The organism is Streptomyces sp. NPDC043726 (assembly GCF_056436565.1).
On record NZ_JBWKCI010000001.1, the window covers coordinates 812,909 to 835,345 of the forward strand.

24 protein-coding genes and 3 tRNA genes are annotated in these 22,437 nt (G+C 71.1%); 4 read left to right on the forward strand and 23 right to left on the reverse strand.

Annotated elements, in window-relative coordinates:
- Nucleotides 1-4 precede the first annotated feature (4 nt).
- From AC068Z_RS03740 to AC068Z_RS03780, 9 genes are all read right to left on the reverse strand, one after another.
- Nucleotides 5-1,060: a UDP-N-acetylmuramate dehydrogenase gene (locus AC068Z_RS03740; protein ID WP_478551907.1), complete on the reverse strand. Its 1,056-nt coding sequence runs from the start codon at nt 1,058-1,060 to the stop codon at nt 5-7.
- Between the two features lie 69 nt (nt 1,061-1,129).
- Entirely contained in the window at nt 1,130-1,510 is a 381-nt protein-coding gene (locus tag AC068Z_RS03745; RefSeq protein WP_478551909.1) for a DUF3291 domain-containing protein, read from the reverse strand.
- 41 nt (nt 1,511-1,551) lie between these two features.
- Nucleotides 1,552-2,988: a DHA2 family efflux MFS transporter permease subunit gene (locus AC068Z_RS03750; RefSeq protein ID WP_478551911.1), complete on the reverse strand. Its 1,437-nt coding sequence runs from the start codon at nt 2,986-2,988 to the stop codon at nt 1,552-1,554.
- Nucleotides 2,989-3,089: 101 nt separating this feature from the next.
- Entirely contained in the window at nt 3,090-3,659 is a 570-nt protein-coding gene (locus AC068Z_RS03755) for a TetR/AcrR family transcriptional regulator (RefSeq protein ID WP_478551913.1), read from the reverse strand.
- A 328-nt stretch (nt 3,660-3,987) separates the two neighbouring features.
- Nucleotides 3,988-4,416 (reverse strand): MaoC family dehydratase, encoded by a 429-nt coding sequence (locus AC068Z_RS03760; RefSeq protein ID WP_478551914.1) that lies wholly within the window; start codon nt 4,414-4,416, stop codon nt 3,988-3,990.
- A gap of 8 nt (nt 4,417-4,424) precedes the next feature.
- Nucleotides 4,425-4,877 (reverse strand): FAS1-like dehydratase domain-containing protein, encoded by a 453-nt coding sequence (locus tag AC068Z_RS03765; RefSeq protein ID WP_478551916.1) that lies wholly within the window; start codon nt 4,875-4,877, stop codon nt 4,425-4,427.
- Nucleotides 4,878-5,044: 167 nt separating this feature from the next.
- On the reverse strand, nt 5,045-5,209 hold the full coding sequence (gene rpmG / locus AC068Z_RS03770) for a 50S ribosomal protein L33 (protein WP_003948671.1): 165 nt from the start codon (nt 5,207-5,209) through the stop codon (nt 5,045-5,047).
- 88 nt (nt 5,210-5,297) lie between these two features.
- Nucleotides 5,298-5,370, reverse strand: a tRNA-Met gene (locus AC068Z_RS03775).
- A gap of 46 nt (nt 5,371-5,416) precedes the next feature.
- A tRNA-Thr gene (locus AC068Z_RS03780) sits at nt 5,417-5,489 on the reverse strand.
- A 303-nt stretch (nt 5,490-5,792) separates the two neighbouring features.
- On the opposite strand from AC068Z_RS03780, the gene AC068Z_RS03785 reads away from it, so the two are divergent.
- The gene (locus AC068Z_RS03785) at nt 5,793-7,061 is read left to right on the forward strand and encodes an amidohydrolase family protein (protein ID WP_478551918.1); all 1,269 of its coding nucleotides are present in this window, start codon (nt 5,793-5,795) and stop codon (nt 7,059-7,061) included.
- Between the two features lie 270 nt (nt 7,062-7,331).
- A complete protein-coding gene (locus AC068Z_RS03790) occupies nt 7,332-7,988 on the forward strand; it encodes an SDR family oxidoreductase (RefSeq protein WP_478551920.1) in 657 nt (218 codons plus the stop codon).
- 9 nt (nt 7,989-7,997) lie between these two features.
- On the opposite strand, the gene AC068Z_RS03795 is transcribed toward AC068Z_RS03790, so the two are convergent.
- Together AC068Z_RS03795 and AC068Z_RS03800 are read right to left on the reverse strand one after the other, a co-directional pair.
- Nucleotides 7,998-8,210: a hypothetical protein gene (locus AC068Z_RS03795; protein ID WP_478551922.1), complete on the reverse strand. Its 213-nt coding sequence runs from the start codon at nt 8,208-8,210 to the stop codon at nt 7,998-8,000.
- A gap of 103 nt (nt 8,211-8,313) precedes the next feature.
- Nucleotides 8,314-8,395: transfer RNA gene (locus AC068Z_RS03800), tRNA-Tyr, on the reverse strand.
- Between the two features lie 226 nt (nt 8,396-8,621).
- Between AC068Z_RS03800 and AC068Z_RS03805 the strand changes: the two genes are divergently transcribed.
- Nucleotides 8,622-9,110, forward strand: coding sequence for a YajQ family cyclic di-GMP-binding protein (locus AC068Z_RS03805; RefSeq protein ID WP_478551924.1), 489 nt, complete (start codon nt 8,622-8,624; stop codon nt 9,108-9,110).
- 94 nt (nt 9,111-9,204) lie between these two features.
- Here the strand turns inward: AC068Z_RS03805 and AC068Z_RS03810 are convergent, their stop codons facing one another.
- A complete protein-coding gene (locus AC068Z_RS03810) occupies nt 9,205-9,471 on the reverse strand; it encodes a GlsB/YeaQ/YmgE family stress response membrane protein (protein WP_478551926.1) in 267 nt (88 codons plus the stop codon).
- Nucleotides 9,472-9,668: 197 nt separating this feature from the next.
- Here AC068Z_RS03810 and AC068Z_RS03815 point away from each other — a divergent pair, with 197 nt between their 5' ends.
- Nucleotides 9,669-10,913 carry an APC family permease gene (locus AC068Z_RS03815; RefSeq protein ID WP_478551927.1) on the forward strand — a complete coding sequence of 415 codons (1,245 nt, stop codon included), beginning with the start codon at nt 9,669-9,671 and terminating at the stop codon, nt 10,911-10,913.
- Between the two features lie 31 nt (nt 10,914-10,944).
- On the opposite strand, the gene AC068Z_RS03820 is transcribed toward AC068Z_RS03815, so the two are convergent.
- The 11 genes from AC068Z_RS03820 to AC068Z_RS03870 form a co-directional block, all read right to left on the reverse strand.
- Nucleotides 10,945-11,505, reverse strand: coding sequence for an SMI1/KNR4 family protein (locus tag AC068Z_RS03820; RefSeq protein ID WP_478551929.1), 561 nt, complete (start codon nt 11,503-11,505; stop codon nt 10,945-10,947).
- Nucleotides 11,506-11,629: 124 nt separating this feature from the next.
- The gene (locus tag AC068Z_RS03825) at nt 11,630-12,028 is read right to left on the reverse strand and encodes a YccF domain-containing protein (protein WP_478551930.1); all 399 of its coding nucleotides are present in this window, start codon (nt 12,026-12,028) and stop codon (nt 11,630-11,632) included.
- Nucleotides 12,025-12,888: a zinc metalloprotease HtpX gene (gene htpX, locus AC068Z_RS03830; protein WP_478551932.1), complete on the reverse strand. Its 864-nt coding sequence runs from the start codon at nt 12,886-12,888 to the stop codon at nt 12,025-12,027. The genes AC068Z_RS03825 and htpX overlap by 4 nt, the downstream gene beginning before the upstream one ends.
- Before the next feature lie 198 nt (nt 12,889-13,086).
- Nucleotides 13,087-14,610, reverse strand: coding sequence for an NADH-quinone oxidoreductase subunit N (locus AC068Z_RS03835; protein ID WP_478551934.1), 1,524 nt, complete (start codon nt 14,608-14,610; stop codon nt 13,087-13,089).
- Nucleotides 14,607-16,181 (reverse strand): complex I subunit 4 family protein, encoded by a 1,575-nt coding sequence (locus AC068Z_RS03840; RefSeq protein ID WP_478551936.1) that lies wholly within the window; start codon nt 16,179-16,181, stop codon nt 14,607-14,609. The genes AC068Z_RS03835 and AC068Z_RS03840 overlap by 4 nt, the downstream gene beginning before the upstream one ends.
- A 6-nt stretch (nt 16,182-16,187) precedes the next feature.
- Entirely contained in the window at nt 16,188-18,182 is a 1,995-nt protein-coding gene (locus tag AC068Z_RS03845) for an NADH-quinone oxidoreductase subunit 5 family protein (protein ID WP_478551937.1), read from the reverse strand.
- On the reverse strand, nt 18,179-18,559 hold the full coding sequence (gene nuoK / locus AC068Z_RS03850; RefSeq protein WP_478551939.1) for an NADH-quinone oxidoreductase subunit NuoK: 381 nt from the start codon (nt 18,557-18,559) through the stop codon (nt 18,179-18,181). Before nuoK ends, AC068Z_RS03845 begins: the two co-directional genes overlap by 4 nt.
- On the reverse strand, nt 18,559-19,203 hold the full coding sequence (locus AC068Z_RS03855) for an NADH-quinone oxidoreductase subunit J family protein (protein ID WP_478551941.1): 645 nt from the start codon (nt 19,201-19,203) through the stop codon (nt 18,559-18,561). Before AC068Z_RS03855 ends, nuoK begins: the two co-directional genes overlap by 1 nt.
- Nucleotides 19,200-19,751: a NuoI/complex I 23 kDa subunit family protein gene (locus tag AC068Z_RS03860; RefSeq protein ID WP_478551943.1), complete on the reverse strand. Its 552-nt coding sequence runs from the start codon at nt 19,749-19,751 to the stop codon at nt 19,200-19,202. The genes AC068Z_RS03855 and AC068Z_RS03860 overlap by 4 nt, the downstream gene beginning before the upstream one ends.
- Nucleotides 19,751-20,719 (reverse strand): complex I subunit 1/NuoH family protein, encoded by a 969-nt coding sequence (locus tag AC068Z_RS03865; protein WP_315886121.1) that lies wholly within the window; start codon nt 20,717-20,719, stop codon nt 19,751-19,753. The genes AC068Z_RS03860 and AC068Z_RS03865 overlap by 1 nt, the downstream gene beginning before the upstream one ends.
- Entirely contained in the window at nt 20,716-22,122 is a 1,407-nt protein-coding gene (locus AC068Z_RS03870) for an NADH-quinone oxidoreductase subunit C (RefSeq protein ID WP_478551946.1), read from the reverse strand. Before AC068Z_RS03870 ends, AC068Z_RS03865 begins: the two co-directional genes overlap by 4 nt.
- Between the last annotated feature and the right edge of the window lie 315 nt (nt 22,123-22,437).

Below are 22,437 nucleotides of genomic sequence, written 5' to 3' on the forward strand. Positions count from 1 at the left end.
GGCCCTACAGGCTGACGCCGACCGTCACCGGCTCGTTGACCAGCGTCACCCCGAACGCCTCGCGGACCCCGGCGACGACCTCGCGGGCCAGCGCCAGCAGGTCCTCCGTGGTCGCCGCGCCCCGGTTGGTGAGCGCGAGGGTGTGCTTGGTGGAGATCCGCGCGGGGCCGTCGCCGTAGCCCTTGGTGAAGCCCGCCTTGTCGATGAGCCAGGCGGCCGAGGTCTTGGTGCGGCCCTCCCCCGCCGGGTAGGCGGGCGGCTCCACGCCGTCGCCGAGCCGTTCCCGCACGCGCGCGTGGAAGGCCGCGAACTGCTCGTCGGTGAGGATCGGGTTGGTGAAGAACGATCCGGCGGACCAGGTGTCGTGGTCCTCGGGGTCGAGGACCATCCCCTTGCCCGCGCGGAGCTTCAGCACGGTCTCCCGCGCGGCGGCCAGCGGCACCCGGTCGCCGGCCTCTACGCCGAGGGCGCGGGCGGTCTCGGCGTACTTGATCGGCCCCGACAGCCCGTCCGCGTCCTCCAGCTCGAAACGCACCCGCAGGACGACGTAGCGCTCGGGGTCGGCCTTGAAGCGGCTGTGGCGGTAGGAGAAGTCGCACTCGGCGGCGGTGAGGGTGACGGTCTCGCCCTCGCGACGGTCGTAGGCGATCACCTCGGTGATCGTGGAGGAGACCTCCTGGCCGTACGCCCCGACGTTCTGGATCGGGGTCGCGCCCGCCGAGCCGGGGATGCCGGCCAGGCATTCGATCCCGGCGAGCCCGGCCTCGACGGTACGGGCGACGGCGTCCGTCCAGACCTCGCCGGCGGCCAGTTCCAGGCGGGTGCCGACGAGCTCGAAGCCCTTCGTGGCGAGGACGAGCGCGGTGCCGTCGAAGCCCTTGTCTCCGATGACCAGGTTCGATCCGCCGCCGATGAGCAGCAGGGGGGTGCCGGCGGCGTCGGCCTCCCGGACGGCGGCGATCACCTCGGCGTCGGTGGTGGCGGTGACCAGCCGGGTGGCCGGTCCGCCCAGCCGGAAGGTGGTCAGCGGGGCGAGCGGGGCGTCGTGGAGTTCCTGCACGCGCTCAAGAGTACGAGAACGGCCCCGCCGGTCCGGGCGGGGCCGTTGTGTCGTACGACATCCAGGCGCTCAGGTCAGTCGGCGGAAGGCCTCCGCCCAGTCGACCGGGAGTTCCTCGCTCTTCGCCGTCCAGGTGACGAACTTCGCGTCCCGCATCAGGGGGGCCAGGCCCCGGGAGGTCGGGGCGTGGGTGCCGGAACGGGCGAAGGTCTTGAGGGCCTCGGGCGACTCCCAGGCGGACAGGGTCCAGAAGGTCCGCCGCAGGGGCTGCGCCTTGAGGGCGACCCCGTAGGCGCCCGGCGCCCGGCTGACCTGCCGCCACACGCCCGGGGTGCGGGCGAAGAACTTCAGGGCGCCCCACAGGCTGCGGGTCTCGAACTTGGAGGCGAAGACGTGCACCTCGGTGCCGTGCGGAGGGGTGTTCGGAACGGTCCAGGGAAGCGTGGGCATGACATCCTCCTCAGCGTCCTGCGATGGGTCGGCCGGTGTGGTCAGCGTCCTGCGGTTTCGAGCACGCGCGCGTGCGTCTCGGGGCTCTCCGTAGGCTCGGCCGCCCGTCGGCCCGGGATGCACAGGGCCGCGACTCCGGCCACGGCCACCAGCGCGGCGCCGGTCACCAGGGCGGGCTTCAGCCCGTCGACGAAGGTCTGTCCGGTCTCGTAGCCGCCCTGGGCCGCGAAGATCGACGACATGATCGCGATGCCGAGCGCGCCGCCGACCTCGCGCAGGGCGTTGTTGGCACCGGAGGCGATGCCCTGCTCCGAGGCCCGGACGCTGGACATGACCAGGGCGGAGGCCGGTGCGAAGAACAGGGCCATGCCGACGCCGCTGATGACCAGGCCGGGCAGCTGGACGCCGTAGGAGGCGTCCGCGGTGATGACCGAGGCCAGGTAGCCGAGGCCCGCGGCCTGGAGGAAGAGGCCGGTGGCGACGACCGGGCGGCCGCCGATCCGGTCGGAGAGGATCCCGGCGATCGGCGCGACCAGCATCGGCATACCGGTCCACGGCAGCATCCGCAGGCCCGCCTCGGTGGGCGAGTAACCGAGCACGCCCTGCATGTACTGGCTGAGCAGGAAGATCGAGCCGAACATGCCGAGGAACATCAGCATGCTGGCGGCGTTGATCCCGGAGAACGCGCGGGAGCGGAACAGCCGCATCGGAAGCATGGGGTTCTTGGCGCGGGCGCTGTAGAGGACGAACCCGACGAGCAGCGCGCCACCGGCGAACAGGCCGGTCAGGACCAGGGGGGCGGTCCAGCCGTCGGCCGGGCCGCGGACCAGGCCGTAGACGATGCCGAAGAGGCCGCCGCTGGCGAGGAGGGTGCCGGAGAGGTCGAGCCGGGTGCTGGTGCCGAAGGACTCGGCGAGGCGGACGCGGGCGAGCGGGAGCAGGATCAGGCCCAGCGGAACGTTCAGCCAGAAGATCCACTGCCAGGAGATGTGTTCGGTGAGGCTGCCGCCGATGAGCGGTCCGGAGGCCACGGCGAGGCCGTTGACCGCGCCCCAGATCCCGAACGCCATCCCGCGCTTGGCGGCGGGCACGGCGGCCGTCAGCAGGGTCAGCGTCAGCGGCATCATGATCGCCGCGCCCACGCCCTGCACCGCGCGGGCGGCGATCAGGGAGTCGATGCCGGGCGCCATGGCCGCGGCGGCGGACGCGCCGGTGAAGATCGTGATCCCGACGAGGAAGAGCCGGCGGCGGCCGAAACGGTCGCCGAGCGCCGCGCCGAACATCAGCAGGACGGCGAAGGTGAGCGTGTAGGCGCTGACCGTCCACTCCAGGTCGTGCAGCCCCCCGCCCAGGTCCTCCCGGATGGAGGGCAGCGCGGTGGTGACGACGAGGTTGTCGAGGGCCGCCATGAATCCGGCGACGCTGGTGATGACGAGGGCCCAGACGGGTCCTCCGCGAGGTGCGGTCTGCTGTGACATCTCTCCCCCAGAGGGTGATCACACGGTTTGGTTAGTTATTGATGACTAAGTTTCAAGGTCATGAAGAGGCGCCGATGCGCCTCTCGGCGGTGTCGGCTTGCTCAGTGTTCGAGCCGCCCCTTGGCGCGGGCGGAGGGATAGAGCCCCTCCCACACCCGGTGCTCGGGCGGGAACCCCATGGCCACCAGGCAGTTGACGAGCATGCCGTACGCCATGAAGGTCGTCGTCTCGTTGACGTCGGCCCCCAGCGGCAGATGGACGCTGTCCCACAGCTCCATCCAGCCGTCGCGCACGGCGGCGCCGAACTCGTGGTCACCCTCCTCCTCGGCGGCGGCCACGGCGACGTACATCTGCATCTGCAGCAGCAGCCGCTCGGGGTGCTCGGCGATGACCTTGGTGTACGCGTTCGCCATGGCGTGCAGGGCCTCTTCGCCCTCCAGTCCGGCGGAGGCCTCCTGGAAGGTACGGATGGTGTCCTCGACACAGCGCCGCGCCGCGGCCTGGAAGATCGCCTTCTTGCCCGGGAAGAGGCGGAAGAGATACGGCTGCGAGACCCCGACCCGCTTGGCGATCGCCTCGGTCGACGTGCCGTGGTAGCCGCCGCGGGCGAACTCGGCGGTCGCCGCGCGGATGACGCTCTCGCGCCGCTCTTCTGCGCTCATCCTGACCATGCGACTAAGTTAGTACTCAATCACTAACTTGGTCAAGGGGTCGTCGTCGGATAGGGCGGCCCTCGGCCTCTCCGGGAGACGCCGAACGAGGTGGCGACGGCTTTCTGCGTCCGTATGCACCGGGCCATTCCGCCTGCGGGGTCCGGCGGCTGGGGGCAGCGGTGAGCGGCTGGACCAGCGGTAAGTGGGCTGGACCAGCGGCGAGAGGCTAGACCAGCGGTAAGTGGGCTGGACCAGCGGCGAGAGGCTAGACCAGCGGTAAGGGGCGCCTCGCCACCATGGAGTACGCCCCTTACATCGGCTTACGTCGCCACACGCGCGCGTGCCCTCACGCCAGGCGTACGACCGCCCGCGACATCCCGAGCACCTTCTGACCGGCACTGGTCGCCGTCAGGTCCACCCGGACCGTGTTGTCGTCGAGCTTGGCCGCCACCTTGCCGCTGACCTCGATGGTGGCGCCCTCGTCGTCGTTCGGGACGACGACGGGCTTGGTGAAGCGGACGCCGTACTCGACGACCGCGCCCGGGTCGCCGGCCCAGTCGGTCACGACACGGATCGCCTCGGCCATGGTGAACATGCCGTGCGCGATGACGTCCGGCAGGCCCACCTCCTTGGCGAACTTCTCGTTCCAGTGGATCGGGTTGAAGTCGCCCGAGGCGCCCGCGTACTGCACGAGCGTGGCACGGGTCACGGGGAACGTCCGCGTGGGCAGCTCGGTGCCGACCTCGACGTCGCCGTACGAAATCTTCGCCGTCATGGGGTTGTTCACGCCTCCTCGGCCGCGCGGGAAACCAGCTTCGTCCAGGCGGTCACGACATGCTCCCCCGCCTCGTCGTGGACCTCACCGCGGATGTCCAGGATGTCGTTGCCCGCGAGGGACTTGATCGCCTCGATGGTCGAGGTGACCGACAGCCGGTCGCCGGCGCGCACCGGACGGGTGTAGGCGAACTTCTGGTCGCCGTGTACCACGCGGCTGTAGTCGAGGCCGAGCTGGGGGTCGGCGATGACCTGTCCGGCCGCCTTGAAGGTGATCGCGAAGACGAAGGTCGGCGGGGCGATCACATCGGCGTGGCCGAGCGCCTTGGCCGCCTCCGCGTCCGTGTACGCCGGGTTGGCGTCTCCCACCGCCTCCGCGAACTCACGGATCTTCTCGCGGCCGACCTCGTAGGGGTCGGTGGGCGGATAGGTCCGCCCGACGAAGGACTGGTCGAGCGCCATGGGCTCGGCACCTCCTGGTGTCTGCTGTGGTTTCCCGGAGCCGTGGGTTTCCTGGGGCCGGCCTTGGTCTCCCAGGGTCGGCCCGAGGGGTTACCGCCCGGTTCCGGCCGACGAAACGACGCGAGGCCGCCCCCTGTGACGGGGACGGCCTCGCGTACGAGCCTGATTTATCGCGTCTCGCGGTGCGCGGTGTGCGCGTTGCAACGCGGGCAGTGCTTCTTCATCTCAAGACGGTCCGGGTTGTTACGCCGGTTCTTCTTGGTGATGTAGTTCCGCTCCTTGCACTCCACGCAGGCCAGCGTGATCTTCGGGCGGACGTCGGTGGCAGCCACGTGAGTGCTCCTTGACGAACGGATAGGACATTTAACGCAAGAAAGAGTAGCCGATCGAAGGACCGACCCCGCAATCGGCTACTGTCAGTAGCGGTGACCGGACTTGAACCGGTGACACAGCGATTATGAGCCGCTTGCTCTACCGACTGAGCTACACCGCTGTGATGCGATCGATTCCCGCCTCGCGACGGGAATCTCACACACCAGAGCCCCAAAACGGAATCGAACCGTTGACCTTCTCCTTACCATGGAGACGCTCTGCCGACTGAGCTATTGGGGCGAGCGATGAAGACATTACACGGTCCGCCGCCGTTCACCCAAATCCGTTTCGCGGCCCTTGCGGCGCCCGGATCCGGCGGGCTTCCCCGCCGCCTCACAGGTCACCTCCGCGGCCTCTCCGCGGCCCCTCCACGCGGCTCCCGCACGGCGGACCACACCGGTACGACTATTGCGCTCCTCCCGGCCGCGAGCTGATCACCGCCCTAGGCTCGACTCACTCTGCGTGATCTTGCGTCCCCGCGCGGTTCCGCGCGGTCGTTCGCGGTCCTTAGCGCAGTTCCGAGCACCGAGCACCTGGAGCGCGATGCCCGACAGCCAGCCCCAGCCGCCCCACTCGTCCTCCTCCCACGAGTCGTCGGTGTCGTCCGATCCGGCCGCGCTGCTGTTGTGCGGGGCCCGCCTCACCGACGGCCGCACCGTGGACGTCCGGCTGGGCGGCGGGCGCATCGAGGCGGTGGGCACGGCAGGGAGCCTGGCGGCGGGCGGCACGCGCGCGTGCGGCGCGCGCGTGGACCTCACCGGCTATCTCCTCCTCCCGGCCCCCGCCGAGCCGCACGCCCACGCGGACACCGCGCTCTCGGCCGACGCCGGCGGCCCTGTCTCGTACGACCCCCAGGACGTCCAGCGCCGGGCGACGGAGGCAGCCCTGCTCCAGCTCGGCCACGGGGCGACCGCGCTGAGGGCACACGTACGCGTGGGCGACGTCCAGGGCCTCGGCGCCCTCGCCGCCGTACTGCGCGCCCGGCGCTCCCTGCGCGGGCTCACCGAGCTGACCGCGGTGGCGACGCCCCGGCTGCTGACCGGCGTGGCCGGCGCGGACGGTCTGGCGATACTGCGGGACGCGCTGAAGATGGGCGCCTCGGTGGTGGGCGGCTGCCCCGACCTGGACCCCGATCCCACCGGGTACGTGGAGGCGGTCCTGGAACTGGCCTCCGAGCACGGCTGCCCCGTCGACCTGCACACCGACGCCGACGACCCGGCTCGGCTGTCCCGGCTCGCGACGATGGCGGGCGGGCTGCGCCCCGGCGTGACGCTCGGCCCGTGCGGCGGACTCGGCCGCCTGCCGGCCGACGCGGCGGCCCGGGCGGCGGCGGACCAACTCGCCGCGGCCGGCGTGACGGTGGTGTGCCTGCCACAGGGCGGCTGCGGGGGCGTGGACCGCCGAGGCACGGCGCCGGTACGACTGCTGCGCGCGGCCGGAGTCCGGGTGGCGGCCGGGAGCGGGGCACTGCGGGACGTGTCCAACCCGGTGGGACGCGGCGACCCGTTGGAGGCGGCGTACTTGCTGGCCTCCCGGTACGGGCTGAGCCCCGACGCCGCCTACGACACGGTGAGTTCGGCGGCGCGGACGGTTCTCGGCCTGCCCGAGGTCCGCGTCGAGGCGGGCTTCCCCGCCGACCTGCTGGCCGTGCGCGGGGAACGGCTGGCGGGGGCGCTGTCGTTGGCGTACAGCCGGATCGTGGTGCACCGGGGGCGCGTGGTGGCCCGGACGAGCGCGGTACGGGAGTACTGCAACTCCGCTGCGGCCGTGGAGTTGGGGCTGCCTCGGCAGGGGCGGGGGGAGGTTTCTTGAGGGGGGTTGAGTGAGTGGCTGGCTGGAATCAGGCCGCGCCGGGTCCGGTGGAGGGACGCGCGCGGGGGTGGAGTGATTCGCGCCGGGCTTGAGCAACTGGTGCCGGGAGGGACGGGGCACGTGCGGTCAGGTGCGTGCCGTGCCGTGCGGGGTGCGGGACCGCGTCTCGGAGTGCACCCGCCGGGCCCGCCGCAGGGGCGCACGCGACCGGATCGGGGACCGTGGGAACTCGTGCGGCGGATGCGGCCGTCCGGGCGTACGGTCGAAGACATGCGCATTGTCATCGCTGGTGGTCATGGTCAGATCGCGCTGCGGCTGGAGCGGCTGCTCTCCGCGCGCGGGGACGAGGTCGCGGGCATCATCCGCCGCGCCGAACAGGGCGACGATCTGCGGGAGGCGGGCGCCGAACCGGTGCTGCTGAACCTGGAGTCGGCGACGGTGGAAGACGTCGCGGCGCATCTTCAGGGCGCGGACGCGGCGGTCTTCGCGGCGGGCGCGGGTCCGGGCAGCGGGGCGGCCCGCAAGGAGACGGTGGACAAGGACGCGGCGATCCTGTTCGCGGACGCGGCGGTGCGGGCGGGCGTGCGCCGGTATGTGGTCGTGTCGTCGATGGGCGCGAACCACAAGCACGAGGGCAGTGAGATCTTCGACGTCTATCTGCGGGCGAAGGGCGAGGCGGACGAGCACCTCCGCGGCCTGGACGCCCTGGACTGGACGATCCTGCGCCCCGGCATGCTGACGGACGACGCCGGCACCGGCCTGGTCCGCCTGGAGGCCCACACGGGCCGCGGCCCGATCCCCCGCGACGACGTGGCCGCCGTACTGGCGGAACTGATCGACACACCGGCGACGGCCGGCCTGACCCTGGAACTGATCAGCGGCTCGGCCCCGGTGACGGTGGCGGTGAAGTCGGTGGCGGGCAACTGAGCCGACGCGTCAGAACAGCGGCAACTGACCGGGAAACTCGGCCACGACATACCCGTCCAACGAGGGCTGCGCGGCCCCGAGTTCAGCCGTCCGGCGCGACCCGGGACACGACACCAGTTCCCCGCTCCCCCGAGCACCGGGCGGATCGTGCCGCGCGAACCGCCCGGCCACCACGGCGATCTCACGACGACACTCGGGGCAGTTCCTGCGGCGGGTGGTCATGCCCTCAGTGTGCCCGCCCCCTCTGACATCCCCGAGGTCACCGCACACGAAGAGACCCCCTGCGGACTGTGTCTCCACAGTCCGCAGGGGGTCTTCCCCAAAGTGGCGGCGCCAGGATTCGAACCTGGGAAGGCTGAGCCGGCAGATTTACAGTCTGCTCCCTTTGGCCGCTCGGGCACACCGCCGGGGTTTGCTGCCATTCGAACGACCTTTCGGCCGCGCTCCCTGGCAACGACGTAAACAATACCCGATGCGGAGGGGTGCTTCGCCACCTGATTGTTCGCGGCCCCGGGGACCGGGGATGGCTAGGCTTATCCGGATGCGGCCCGGGACCTTTGCCGGGCTCGGCGGTCGCCCCCACGTACGCCGACACGCACCAGACACGCACCCCGATACAAGGAGCCACAGGACATGGCCGACTCCAGTTTCGACATCGTCTCGAAGGTCGAGCGGCAGGAGGTCGACAACGCCCTCAACCAGGCCGCCAAGGAGATCTCGCAGCGCTACGACTTCAAGGGCGTGGGCGCCTCGATCTCGTGGTCCGGCGAGAAGATCCTCATGGAGGCGAACTCCGAGGACCGGGTGAACGCTGTCCTCGACGTCTTCCAGTCCAAGCTGATCAAGCGCGGCATCTCGCTGAAGGCGCTGGACGCGGGCGAGCCGCAGCTCTCCGGCAAGGAGTACAAGATCTTCGCGTCGATCGAGGAGGGCATCTCCCAGGAGAACGCCAAGAAGGTCGCGAAGATCATCCGTGACGAGGGCCCCAAGGGCGTGAAGGCCCAGGTGCAGGGCGACGAGCTCCGCGTCAGCTCCAAGAGCCGCGACGACCTCCAGGCCGTCATCGCCCTCCTGAAGGGCAAGGAGTTCGACTTCGCGCTGCAGTTCGTCAATTACCGCTGACCAGCGTGGGCGGAAGCGCGGCACCCCCGAGAAAGGGCGGGCACCTGGCTGGTGTCCGCCCTTCCCGCCTGCTGGCTGCGGTCCGGGGACGCGGTCAGTCGCGTGAGTTGCCGAACAGGATGCGGTAGGCGACCAGGAGGACCAGCGAGCCGCCTATCGCGGCCGCCCAGGTGGCGCCGTCGTAGAAGTCCTTGCTGATGGGGTGGTCCAGCCAACGGGCCGAGATCCAGCCGCCGATGAAGGCGCCCGTGATGCCGATGACGGTCGTACCGATGAAGCCGCCCGGGTCACGGCCCGGCAGCAGGAACTTGGCGATGGCCCCGGCCAGCAGTCCCAGGATGATCCAGCTGATGATGCCCATGCCGTGAACCTGCCCTCCCGTGCTGTGCTCGCACTGTCCGGACACTGTGATCTTCGTCCGGTTCGGACGGTGCTCGTTCGTCGTGCACCGGCCGCGCTCGCGCCCGTTCCCGCGTTCGCGCTCTTGTTCGCCGTCTGTTGACGACCAGGACGTCGGCACCGCACCCGGCGGTTGCGGCGATCAGTAGGGTTCTGGCCATGACACAGTCCGCCGCCGGGCTACGGCGCACCCTCGGTGTGGGCGACGCCGTGGTCATCGGGCTCGGCTCGATGATCGGGGCCGGGATCTTCGCCGCCCTCGCACCCGCGGCCCGCGCCGCCGGTTCCGGGCTGCTGATCGGCCTCGCCGTCGCCGCCGTGGTCGCCTACTGCAACGCCACGTCCTCGGCCCGGCTGGCCGCCCTGTACCCGGCCTCCGGTGGTACCTACGTGTACGGCCGCGAGCGGCTCGGGGAGTTCTGGGGCTACCTCGCGGGCTGGGCGTTCGTGATCGGGAAGACGGCCTCCTGTGCGGCGATGGCGCTCACCGTGGGCGCGTACGTCTGGCCGGACCAGGCGCACGCCGTGGCGGTCGCGGCCGTCGTGGCGCTGACCGCGGTGAACTACGGCGGCGTCCAGAAGTCCGCCTGGCTGACGCGGGTGATCGTGGCGGTGGTGCTGGCGGTCCTCGCTTCCGTCGTGGTCGTGTGCCTGACCTCCGGTGACGCCGATGCCGGGCGGCTGGACATCGGTGCCTCCGGCGGCCTGGACGGGGTACTTCAGGCGGCCGGTCTGCTGTTCTTCGCGTTCGCCGGGTACGCGCGTATCGCGACCCTCGGCGAGGAGGTACGGGATCCGGCGCGCACGATCCCCCGCGCGATCCCGATCGCCCTCGGTATCGCGCTGGTGGTGTACGCGTGCGTGGCGGTGGCGGTCCTGTCCGTGCTGGGCGCCGACGGTCTGGGGAACGCCGAGGCGCCACTGGCCGACGCGGTCCGGGCGGCCGGCGTGCCTGGTCTGGTGCCGGTCGTCCGGATCGGCGCCGCCGTGGCCGCGCTGGGCTCGCTGCTCGCCCTGATCCTGGGCGTCTCGCGGACGACGCTCGCGATGGCGCGGGACCGGCATCTGCCGGGCGCGCTGGCGGCCGTGCACCCGCGTTTCCAGGTACCGCACCGGGCGGAGCTCGCCGTGGGCGTTGTGGTGGCAGTGCTGGCCGCGACCGTGGATGTGCGCGGCGCCATCGGTTTCTCCTCCTTCGGTGTGCTGGCGTACTACGCGGTGGCGAACGCCTCGGCCTGGACGCTCGGTTCGAGCCTGTCGGCGCGCGCGGTTCCGGCGGTGGGCCTCCTCGGGTGCCTGGTGCTGGCGTTCGCGCTGCCATGGGTCTCGGTGATCGTGGGCGCGGGGGTGCTGGCGGTGGGGGTCGCGGCGTACGGCGTACGGCGGTGGCGGGCGGCTCGGTAGCCAGTACGGCGGCCCGGACCGTCCCCGGGGCTCAGGAAGCCCGCTCCGTGCGTATGCGGAAGTCGGTCCAGGGGGCCATGTCCATGTCGTCGTTCGTCTCCTCGTACCAGCCCGTGCCCTCCACCCAGGTGCGCAGCCAGTGGTCGAGGCTGGGCGCGTCCACGTACCAGGCCTGGTCGCTGATGTCGGCGTTCGGCTCGAAGAGCAGGACGGGGGCCTCGGGGGCGAGGCAGTCCACGCACGCGTACATCGCGCAGCCCCAGTGGGATATCGGCAGGACGCCCTCGGGCCAGGGCCAATCGGGGTCCTTGCGGCCGCTCTCACGGTTGGCCAGGTACTGCACGACGGCGGCGGGCTCTCCGGACGGAGGGCTGTCGAGCAGGGGCAACAGGCCGTACTCCGGACCGAATCCGCCATCGCCGATGCGCAGGTACAGCTCGCTGAGCAGGGGCGGCAGGGGGAACCCCAGGGCGGCCTCGGCGCGGGCCGGGGCAGCCTCGTCCACAGGCGCGGGGAGGGAAGTCCAGCCCCACGGGAGGGCGTTGCGAGACTTTTCCGCCACCCGTGCCAGCAACTGCTCGATCTCGGTCATGCGTTCATGATGCAAGCCGCCACTGACAATCGAGCCGGCCTGTGGACAACCGTCGGGTTGTGGAAAACCTCCGCGGCCAGACCCCGCGACGGCTACCAGACCGTCGAGCTACCAACCCGTCGAGCTACCAGCCCGTCGAGGTGAACGACTGGTCCGTGCGCACGATTTCGCGCCCCAGCGGCAGCAGCGACACCGGGATCAGCTTGAAGTTGGCGATGCCGAGCGGGATGCCGATGATCGTGACGCACAGGACGAGCCCGGTGGCGATATGGCCGAGGGCCAGCCACCAGCCCGCCAGGACCAGCCAGAGGACGTTGCCGACACAGGAGGGGGCTCCCGCGTCACGGCGCTCGACCGTGGTGTATCCGAAGGGCCACAGGGCGTAGACGCCGATGCGGAAGGCGGCGACCCCGAACGGGATGCCGATGATGGTGATGCAGAGCAGCACGCCCGCGACCAGGTAGGCGAGGAACAGCCAGAAGCCGCTGAGGACGAGCCAGATGACGTTCAGGATTGTCTTCACTGGTGGGGACCTGCCATCTTCTCGAGCCGCGCGATCCGCTCGGCCATCGGCGGGTGTGTGGAGAACATCTTGGAAAGCCCCTGTCCCGGACGGAAGGGGTTCGCGATCATCATGTGGCTCGCCGTCTCGATGCGGGGCTCAGGGGGCAGCGGAAGCTGCTTGGTGCCGGTCTCCAGCTTGCGCAGGGCGCTGGCGAGGGCCAGCGGGTCACCGGTGAGCTGGGCGCCGGAGGCGTCCGCCTCGTACTCCCTGGAGCGGCTGATGGCGAGCTGGATGAGGCTGGCGGCGAGCGGGCCCAGGATCATGATCAGCAGCATGCCGAGAATGCCGGGACCGTCGTCGTCGTCCGAGCGGCCGATCGGGATCAGCCAGGCGAAGTTGACCAGGAACATGATCACGGAGGCGAGGGCGCCGGCGACCGACGAGATCAATATGTCCCTGTTGTAGACATGACTGAGCTCGTGGCCGATGACGCCTCGCAGCTCGCGCTCGTCCAGCAGGCGCAGGATGCCCTCGGTGCAGCACACCGCGGCGTTGCGCGGGTTGCGGCCGGTCGCGAAGGCGTTCGGGGCCTCCGTCGGCGAGATGTACAGGCGTGGCATGGGCTGGCGGGCCTGGGTGGAGAGCTCGCGGACCATGCGGTACAGCGCCGGGGCCTCGAATTCGCTGACCGGGCGGGCGCGCATGGCACGGAGGGCGAGTTTGTCGCTGTTCCAGTACGCGTACGCGTTCGTCCCCAGCGCGATCACGAGGGCGACGATGAGCCCCGTCCGGCCGAAGAAGCTGCCGATGACGATGATGAGCGCGGACAGTCCCCCGAGGAGTACTGCGGTCCTGAGCCCGTTGTGCCGGCGGTGCACGGTACGCCCTCCAAGTCGTGCGGCAGGGGAACCCTTTGCTGGTCGATTTCCTGTGCCACTGGTGTCGTGGTGACACGTCCAGTGGACCCTCCCGTACTGGTCAACGCCAGGCGAGGGTCTGGGGTTCCCTGGTGCGCGCGGCCCCGCGCGTGGGCCGTACGAGTGAAGCGGCCGACGCCTCGGGAGGACGCCGTCGCCTCAGAAGAGACCGGTGTCGGCGAAGCGCAGGACCAGCTGGGGGGCTCCGGACAGGGCGACGCCGAGGACGGCGGTGACGGCGATGGCCGCGGTGACGGGGGCGGGGCCGATGTGCCGGACGGGCTCGCCCTCGGGGGCGCGGAACAGCAGGGCCGTCCACTGGAGGTAGTAGAAGAGCGCGATCACGACGTTGACGGCCATGACCACGGCCAGCCAGCCCAGGCCCGCGTCGACGGCCGCCGAGAAGACGGTGACCTTCGCGAACAGCCCGATGATGCCCGGCGGCAGTCCGGCGAGGCAGAGCAGGAAGAAGGCGAGGACCAGGGCGGAGAGGGGGTTCTTCGCGTACAGGCCCCGGTAGTCGCTGAGACGGTTCAGGGAGTGCGTACGGCCCACCAGAGCGGCCACGGCGAACGCGCCGAGGTTCACGGCGCCGTACATGAGGGCGTACGCGAGCGTGGAGCCGATGGAGCGCTCGGCGTCGTCGGAGTACGCGGCGGCGGCGATCGGTACGAGGAGGTAGCCGGCCTGGCCGACCGAGGACCAGGCGAGCAGGCGTACGGCGCTGTACGCGCGCGTGGCCTGCTGGCGCAGGGCGCCGACATTGCCGACGGTCATGGTGAGGGCGGCCAGCGCGGCGAGGGCGGGGCCCCAGACGTCGGCGTACGACGGCAGGGCGATGACCGTGACCAGGATCAGGCCGGAGAAGCCGACGGCCTTGCCGACGACCGACAGGTACGCGGCCACGGGAAGCGGGGCTCCCACGTAGGTGTCGGGAACCCAGAAGTGGAACGGGACGGCGGCCGTCTTGAAGGCGAATCCGACGAGGGTGAGGACGACGCCGGTCTGGGCGAGGGTGGCGAACTGGCCGTCGACGTTCTGGATCCGGTCGGCGATCTGGGTGAGGTAGAGGGTGCCGGTGGAGGCGTAGACGAAGCTGATGCCCATCAGGCTGACCGCGGTCGCGGTGACCGAGGACAGGAAGAACTTCAGGGCGGCCTCGGAGGACTTGCGGTCGCCGTGCCTCAGGCCGACGAGGGCGAAGGCGGGCAGGGATGCGACCTCCAGGGCGACGATGAGCGTCGCGAGGTCGCGGGAGGCGGGCAGGAGGGCGGCGCCTGCGGCGGAGGAGAGCAGCAGGAACCAGAACTCCCCTTCGGGGAGCCTCTTGTTGTCGTCCTTGAGGGCGGTGACCGACAGCAGGGCGGCCAGGAGGGCGCCGCCGAGGACGAGGAGCTGAAGGACGAGTGTGAAGCGGTCGGCGGTGTAGCTGCAGGTGTCGGGGGCGCCGGTCAGGCAGAAGGTGGACCGGTCGCCGTCCAGGAGCGGCAGCAGCATGGCCGTCGAGGCGGCGAGGCCCGCGACCGCCGTCCAGCCGAGCAGCGCCTTCCTGTCCTCCCCGACGAAGAGGTCGGCGACGAGGACCACGAGTCCGACGACCGCCGCGATGGTGGGCGGCGCGATGGCGAGCCAGTCGACGTCCTGGACGACGGACGCGGCCAGCGGCTGGGCCAGGGAGCTCATCGGGTGCCTCCTGCGAGAAGCTGCTGCACGGCCGGGTCGGTCAGGCCGAGGAGGGTTTTCGGCCAGAGTCCGGCGACGACGGTGAGGGCGACGAGCGGGGTCCACGCCGCGAATTCGTACGTCTGTACGTCGGCGAGCTTCGGGGCCTGCTGCGGTACGGCGCCCATGCAGACCCGGCGGACCACGATCAGCAGGTAGGCGGCGGTGAGCAGGGTGCCGAACGCGCCGATCGTCATGAAGGTGAGGAACGCCGGGCGGCTCAGCTCCTCTGCTGGTTCGAACGCGCCGAACAGAGCGAGCATCTCGCCCCAGAACCCGGCGAGGCCGGGCAGCCCGAGCGAAGCGACCGCGGCGAAGGCGAGCAGGCCGCCGAGGCGCGGGGCCTTGCCGTAGAGAGCGGCGCCGGTCTGCTCGGCCAGGGCGTCGAGGTCGGTCGTGCCCGTGCGGTCCTTCAGGGCGCCGACCAGGAAGAAGAGCAGACCGGTGATGAGGCCGTGGGCGATGTTGGCGAACAGGGCGCCGTTCACGCCGGTCGGGGTCATCGTCGCGATGCCGAGCAGGACGAAGCCCATGTGGCCGACGGAGGAGTAGGCGATGAGGCGCTTGAGATCGCCCTTCGCGCCCTGCTTGGCGAGGGCCAGACAGGCCAGGGATCCGTAGATGATCCCGACCACGGCGAAGGCCGCGAGATACGGCGCGAAGTCGGCGAAACCGTCGGGGGCGATCGGGAGCAGAATCCGGACGAACCCGTACGTCCCCATCTTCAGCATGACACCGGCCAGCAGCACCGAGCCGACGGTCGGGGCGGCGGTGTGGGCGTCGGGCAGCCAGCTGTGCAACGGCCACATCGGGGTCTTGACCGCGAGCCCAATTCCGATCGCCAGAACGGCGATGACCTGCACGGATGCGCTGAGCGACCGGCCGTTGTCAGTGGCGAGTGCCACCATGTCGAATGTGTCCGCCTTGATCCCGATCAGGAGCAGGCCGAGCAGCATGACGACCGAACCGAGCAGCGTGTAGAGGATGAACTTCCAGGCGGCCTGGGTCCGCCCCTCGCCGCCCCAGCGGGCGATGAGGAAGTACATCGGGATCAGGACCATCTCGAAGGCGAGGAAGAAGAGCAGCAGGTCGAGGACGGCGAAGGTGGCGAGGGTGCCGGACTCCAGGACGAGCAGCAGGGCGACGAACGCCTTCGGCGTCGGGCCCGCGGGCATCTTGAAGTACGAGTAGAGCGCGCACAGGAAGGTCAGCAGCGCGGTCAGGACCAGAAGGGGGAGGGAGATGCCGTCGATGCCGAGATGGATGCGCACATCGAGCGCGGGAATCCAGCTGATGTCGGTCGTGGCCTGCATCTTCGACGGATGGTCGTGGTCGAAGCCGAGCGCGAGGACGATCGCGGCGACCAGGATCACGCCGGTGACCGTCACACCGTGCCGCAGCACGGCCTGCTCGGGTGACTTCCCCTTCAGTCCGGGCGGGGCCGGCAGGAGAGCGGCGGCCGCGCCGAGGAGCGGGCCGACGACGACCAACGCCAGAAGGAACTGCATCACGGACTCGTTGATATCGATCACGCCTGCTCACGCTCCCGTGGCGACGAGGACGGCGGCGACCGCCAGGACGACGGTTCCGGCGAGCAGCGCGCTCACATAGGTCTGCACATTGCCGGTCTGGGCACGCCGTACGGCGATGCCGAGCCAGCGGGGCAGCGCGCCCGCGCCCCGTACGTAGGTGTCGACGACCTCACGGTCGAGGAACCGGACGAGACTCGCGCCGGCCTGGACCGGGCGGACGAAGAGGGCCGAGTACACGGCGTCCAGGTGGAAGCCGACGGCCGCGTGGCGGTGCAGCGGGCCGAGCAGCAGGCGGCCGGGGTCCGCCGGGTCGGGCGCCGAGGCCACGTCTCCGTACGCGGGCGCGTGACTCGCGATGGCCTCGGCCTCGACCAGTCCGGCGTCGCCCTCGGGGTGGGCCGCGACCGCACCCAGCGGGACGCGGGCCGCGAGGGCGGTGGTGTGGCGCCAGGCGGCGTAGGTGACGATGCCGCCGACCAGGGCCACTCCGGTGCCGAGGACCGAGGTGGTCAGGGTCGGGGCGAGGTCGTGGCCGTCGAACCAGTCGGGCAGCGTGCCGTAGGCGAACCCGCCGAAGGCGAGCGAGGGTACGGCCAGCACCCACAGCACCACGGTCATGGTGAGGGGCTGCCGTCCGTGGTCCGGGGCCTCGGCTCCGCGCCCGCGGAAGGTCAGCAGCCACAGGCGGGTCGCGTAGGCCGCGGTGAGCATGGCCGTCAGCAGGGCGGCGACCAGGACGATCCAGCCCGCTGCGCCGGGGGCGTGCTCGGTGTGGCCGGTGGAGACGTGCTCGGCGGCGCCGAGGACGGACTCCTTGGAGAAGAAGCCGCTGAAGGGCGGGATCGCGGCGAGCGCGAGGAGCGCCACGCTCATCGTCCAGTAGGCGTCGGGGACGCGGGCGCGCAGGTCCTTCATCCGGGACATGGCGGCCAGCGAGTTGGTGCCGACGGCGTGGATGATCACGCCGGCCGCGAGGAACAGCAGCGCCTTGAAGGCGCCGTGGGACATGAGGTGGAAGACGGCGGCCCCGCGGTCGGCGACGGCGAGAGCGCCGGTCATGTAACCGAGCTGGCCGATCGTCGAATAGGCGAGGACCCGCTTGATGTCGTCCTGGGCGAGGGCGGCGAGGCCGGAGCCGAGCATCGTGACCGCGGCCATGACGGCGAGGACGACCATCGCGGCCTGGGAGGCCTCGAAGACCGGGAGGAGACGGGCGACGAAGTACACACCGGCGGCGACCATCGTCGCGGCGTGGATCAGCGCGGAGACGGGGGTCGGGCCCGCCATCGCGTCGGGGAGCCAGGTGTGCAGCGGGAACTGCGCCGACTTTCCGGCCACGCCCGCGAGGAGCAGCAGGGCGATCAGCGTGGGGTGGTCGAGGCCGCCGCTCGCGACGGTGCCGAGGATCTTCGTGATGCTGAAGGACCCGGCGTCGGTGGCCAGGGCGAACAGACCGATCAGGAAGGGGACGTCACCGAGCTTGGTCACCAGGAAGGCCTTGAGGGAGGCGGCGCGGGCCTCCGGGGTCTCCCAGTAGTGGCCGACCAGGAAGTACGAGCAGATGCCCATGACTTCCCAGCCGACCAGCAGCACCATCAGGTCGCCGGAGTAGACGACGAGCAGCATCGCGGAGGTGAACAGGGAGACGAGCGCGGCGTAGGACGGATAGCGCGGGTCGTCGCGCAGATAGCCCGTGGAGTAGATCTGCACACAGGAGGCGACAAGGCCGACGACGACGGCCACCAGCGCGGCGAATCCGTCGATGTGCAGGGCGAGTTCGATGGGGACCGAGCCGGTGGGGGTGAGCTCGGTGGCGGCGTTCACGGCCTGGTCGCCGCCTTGGTCGACGGCGACCAGCACGGCGAGGACCAGGGAGGTGAGCGTCGGCAGGACGGCCAGCGGGGGGACGTAACCGGGTGCCGTGCGGCCCAGGAGCAGCCCGGCGGCGGCGCCCAGGAAGGGAAGGAGGGGGACGAGGACGGCGAGGGTGGTCGTGGTCACGCGGTGGCCTCAGCCTTCTCCTCGACGGGTGCCCGGACGTCCGGGGCATCGCTCTCGTGGCCCTCGGCGGTGTCGCGGAGCTTGTCGATGTCCGAGGTGCCGCGGTTGCGGTGGACGGCGAGGACGATCGCCAGACCGATGCCGATCTCGGCGGCGGCGATGGCGATGGTGAACAGGGTCAGGGCCTGGCCGGAGTGCAGGGTCTCCTCGGCGGCCCGGCTGAGCCAGACGTCGAAGGCGACCAGGTTGAGGTTGACGGCGTTGAGCATCAGCTCGACGGACATCAGGACCAGGATCGCGTTGCGGCGGGCGAGGACGCCGTACAGGCCCGTGCAGAACAGGAGGGCGGCGAGCACTGCGGGATAGGCGAGGTGCATCAGCGGGCGCCTTCCTGATCGGCCTTGACGGCTCCCCCGCCGTCCGTCCCGGCGGCTCCGCCACCGGTCGGGGTGGCGGTCCCCCCGCCGGGCGCGGGCGTGGCGTCGGCCTTCGCCTTGCGGGAAAGGACGATCGCGCCGACCAGGGCGGCGAGGAGGAGGACGGAGAGGGCCTCGAAGGGGAGGACCCAGTTCTGGAAGAGGGCCTTGCCGGTGACGTCGGTGGAGCCGGCCGGGGCGCCGTCGAGGTCGATCCAGGTGGTGCGGAAGGCGTCGACGACCACCCAGATCAGGGCGGCCGCGGCGGCGACGGCCACCGCCAGGGCCACCCAGCGGTTCCCGGAGTCGGCGTCCGGGGAGCGGCCGATCGGAGCCCGGGTGAGCATCAGGCCGAACAGGAGGAGGACGACGACGGAACCGACGTAGATGAGGACCTGCACCCAGGCGATGAATTCGGCGGTGAGCAGGAGGTACTCGACGGCGATTCCGCCGAGGGCGACCACCAGCCACAGGGCGGCGTGCACCAGCTGACGGGTGGTGACGGTGATCAGGGCCGCGCCGAAGGTGACCAGGCCGACGAGGAGGAAGGTGATCTCCACGCCGGTCGGGGAGAGGAAGCCATGGCTGTCCGCGGCGAACGTCACGACTCTCCCTCCTCGGGCTCGGCCTGGGCGGCGGCGAGCTTCTCGGCCGTCTTGCGGGCCGCGGCGAGCTCCTTGGGCTCCTCCGCGGCGGGGTCGAGGGCGGGCGGCTCCGGGACCGTCCACATCCACTCGCGGAGCTTGTCGCGCTCGTGGGTGAGTTCCCGGATGTCGGTCTCGGCGTACTCGAACTCCGGGGACCAGAACAGGGCGTCGAAGGGACAGACCTCGATGCAGATACCGCAGTACATGCACAGGGAGAAGTCGATGGCGAAGCGGTCGAGGACGTTGCGGCTGCGCTCACGGCCGCCGGGGGCCGCCGCCGGGACCGTCTCCTTGTGGGAGTCGATGTAGATGCACCAGTCGGGGCACTCACGGGCGCACAGCATGCAGACCGTGCAGTTCTCCTCGAACAGGCCGATCACACCGCGGGTGCGGGGCGGGAGATGGGGCTGGGCGTCCGGGTACTGCGCGGTGACGGACTTCCTCGTCATCGTGCGGAGGGTGACGGCCAGGCCCTTGGCGAGGCCGGAGCCGGGGATGGGGGCCATTACTCGATCACCACCTTGACGATGCCGGTGAGGGCGATCTGGGCGAGGGCGAGGGGGACGAGGAGCGTCCAGGAGAGCTTCTGGAGCTGGTCCTCGCGCAGCCGGGGATAGGTCACGCGCAGCCAGATGACGACGAAGGCGAGCAGGGCGGTCTTCAGCAGCGTCCAGACCCAGCCGAGCCCGTCGGCACCCCAGGGGCCGTGCCAGCCACCCAGGAAGAGGACGGTGGTCAGGCCGCACAGGACGACGATTCCGGCGTACTCGGCGAGGAGGAAGAGTGCGAAACGCAGACCCGTGTACTCGGTGTACGCGCCGAAGATGATCTCCGAGTCGGCGACCGGCATGTCGAAGGGCGGGCGCTGCAGCTCGGCGAGCCCGGCCACGAAGAAGACGATGGCGCCGACGATCTGCCAGGGCAGCCACCACCACTCGAAGGCGTCGAGGATGCCGGGCAGGGAGACCGTGCCCGCCGCCATCGCCACGGAGGCGGCGGCGAGGAGCATCGGGAGTTCGTAGGCGAGGAGCTGGGCGGCGGTGCGCAGGCCGCCGAGCAGGGAGAACTTGTTGGCGGAGGCCCAGCCGGCCATGAGCGCGCCGAGGACGCCGACGCCCATGACGGCCAGGACGAAGAAGACACCCGCGTCGATGACCTCACCGACCGCACCCTCACCGGGGCCGATCGGGATGGCGAGGAGCACGAGGAGGTACGGGAGCAAGGCCACGGCGGGGGCGAGCTGGAAGATACGGCGGTCCGCGCCGGCCGGGACCACGTCCTCCTTCTGCGCGAACTTCACACCGTCGGCGACGAGCTGGGCCCAGCCGTGGAAGCCGCCCGCGTACATGGGGCCGAGGCGGCCCTGCATGTGGGCCATCACCTTGTGCTCGGTCTGACCGATCAGCAAGGGGAAGGTGAGGAAGACGACGAAGACGACGAGGAGTCGCAGGGTGACGTCAAGCGCGTCGTTCACTGCGGGCCTCCTGGGGGGTTCGGACGACGGTGCTCGGCGGGGTCTTCGTCGGGCTCTTCGTTCGGGGCTTCGGCGGGGGCGGACGTGTCCGAGGGGGACTCTGCGGGGGCTACGGCCGTGTCGTGGGTGGAGTCCTCAGGGGTTACGGCCGTGTCCGCGGGCGGGGCTTCGGCGGGCGCGGCTTCGGTGGGTGCGGCTTCGGCGGGCGCGGCTTCGGCGGGCGCGGCTTCGGCGGGCGCGGGAGGCTCCGGCGTCTGCTCCTGCTTTTGCTCGGGCTTCTGCTCTTGCTCGGGCTTCAGCTCTTGCCGGGACTCCTGCTCTTGCCGAAGCTCCCGCGTCGGCTCCTTCGAAGTCGGTTCCTCGAAGGCCGGGCGGGCGTGGTGCCAAGGGGCATCCGTGCTGCGGGGAGTCTTGGGTGCCGTGGGCGGGGTGCCCTCGGAGGGCGTCGGCTCGGTGCGCTGGGAGGCCGAGCCCTCGCTCACGCTGCGGGAGCGGCGTGGGGCAGCACCGGCGCCGGTACCGGTCCCGGTTCCAGAACTGCTCGCGGCCGCCGTACCCGCCTGCTGGCTGGCGGAGCCCTCACTCGCACTGCGCGCGCGGCGGGGCGGAGTCGTCGCGGGGGCGCCTTCTGCCGGAGCCGCCGCCGGAGCGCCTTCCGCCGAAGGCGTCGTCGCGCCTGCAGCCCCGGCTGCCGGCGCCGCCGCCTGGCTCGCCGAGCCTTCCGAAGCGGACCGGGCACGGCGTGCGGGGCGTTCCCCCGCCACCGCGGCACGGGCCGGACGCTCCCCCGCCGCTCGGCCCGCACCTCGCGCCGGACGGGCCGGGGCAGCGGGAAGCTGGCCCTTGAGCGGGCCCCACTCGTTGGGGTCGGGGACGCCGGGCGGAAGCATCTGGCGGCGCTTGGGACCGCCGTGGTCGGACTCGCCCGGTTCCTTCGCGCCCGGCCACGCCTTGGCGACGCGGGCGGCCAGGACGAAGTCCTTGCGCAGGGGGTGGCCCTCGAAGGTCTCCGGGAGGAGGAGGTGGTCCAGCGCCGGGTGGCCTTCGAAGGAGACGCCGAACATCTCGTGGGTCTCGCGTTCGTGCCAGCCCGCGCCCGCGTAGACCGTGACCGCGGACTCCAGCACCGGAGCCTCGTGCGGAACCGTGGTGCGCAGCAGCAGGCGTCGCACCGGTGCCAGGGCGGCCACGTGGGCGGCCACGCGGAAGCCCGTGCCGGGTTCGTCGACCGCGCTCAGCCAGTCGAAGTAGGTACAGCCCAACTCGTCGCGTGCCGTGCGCAGCGCTGAGGTCCAGGAGGCCGGCGGGACGTCGACGGTGAGGACCTCGTAGGACTCCTCGCCGGTGGCCTCGGAGCCGAAGAGCTCCTCAACGGGTGCGGGCAGCCAGCCGACCGTGCTCATCGCTCCTCCCTCGGTTCGGAAGCCGAGCTGGAATCCGCCGCCGAACGGGAACTCCCGCCCGCGGCCGATCCGTTCACGGAAGGAGAGCCCGACGAAGAACCAGAATCCGGCGCGGAACCCGAACCCGACGCGGAACCCGACCCGGACTCCGATCCCGACGCGGACTGCGAACCCGACCCGGCGGAACCCGATCCAGATTCCCCCGCCGACCGGGAACTCGAAGCCCCAGCCGATCCGTTGAGCGAATCAGAAGCCACCACCGGACCCGAACCAGAACCCGAGGATTCAGAGGAACCCGAACCAGATCCACCCACC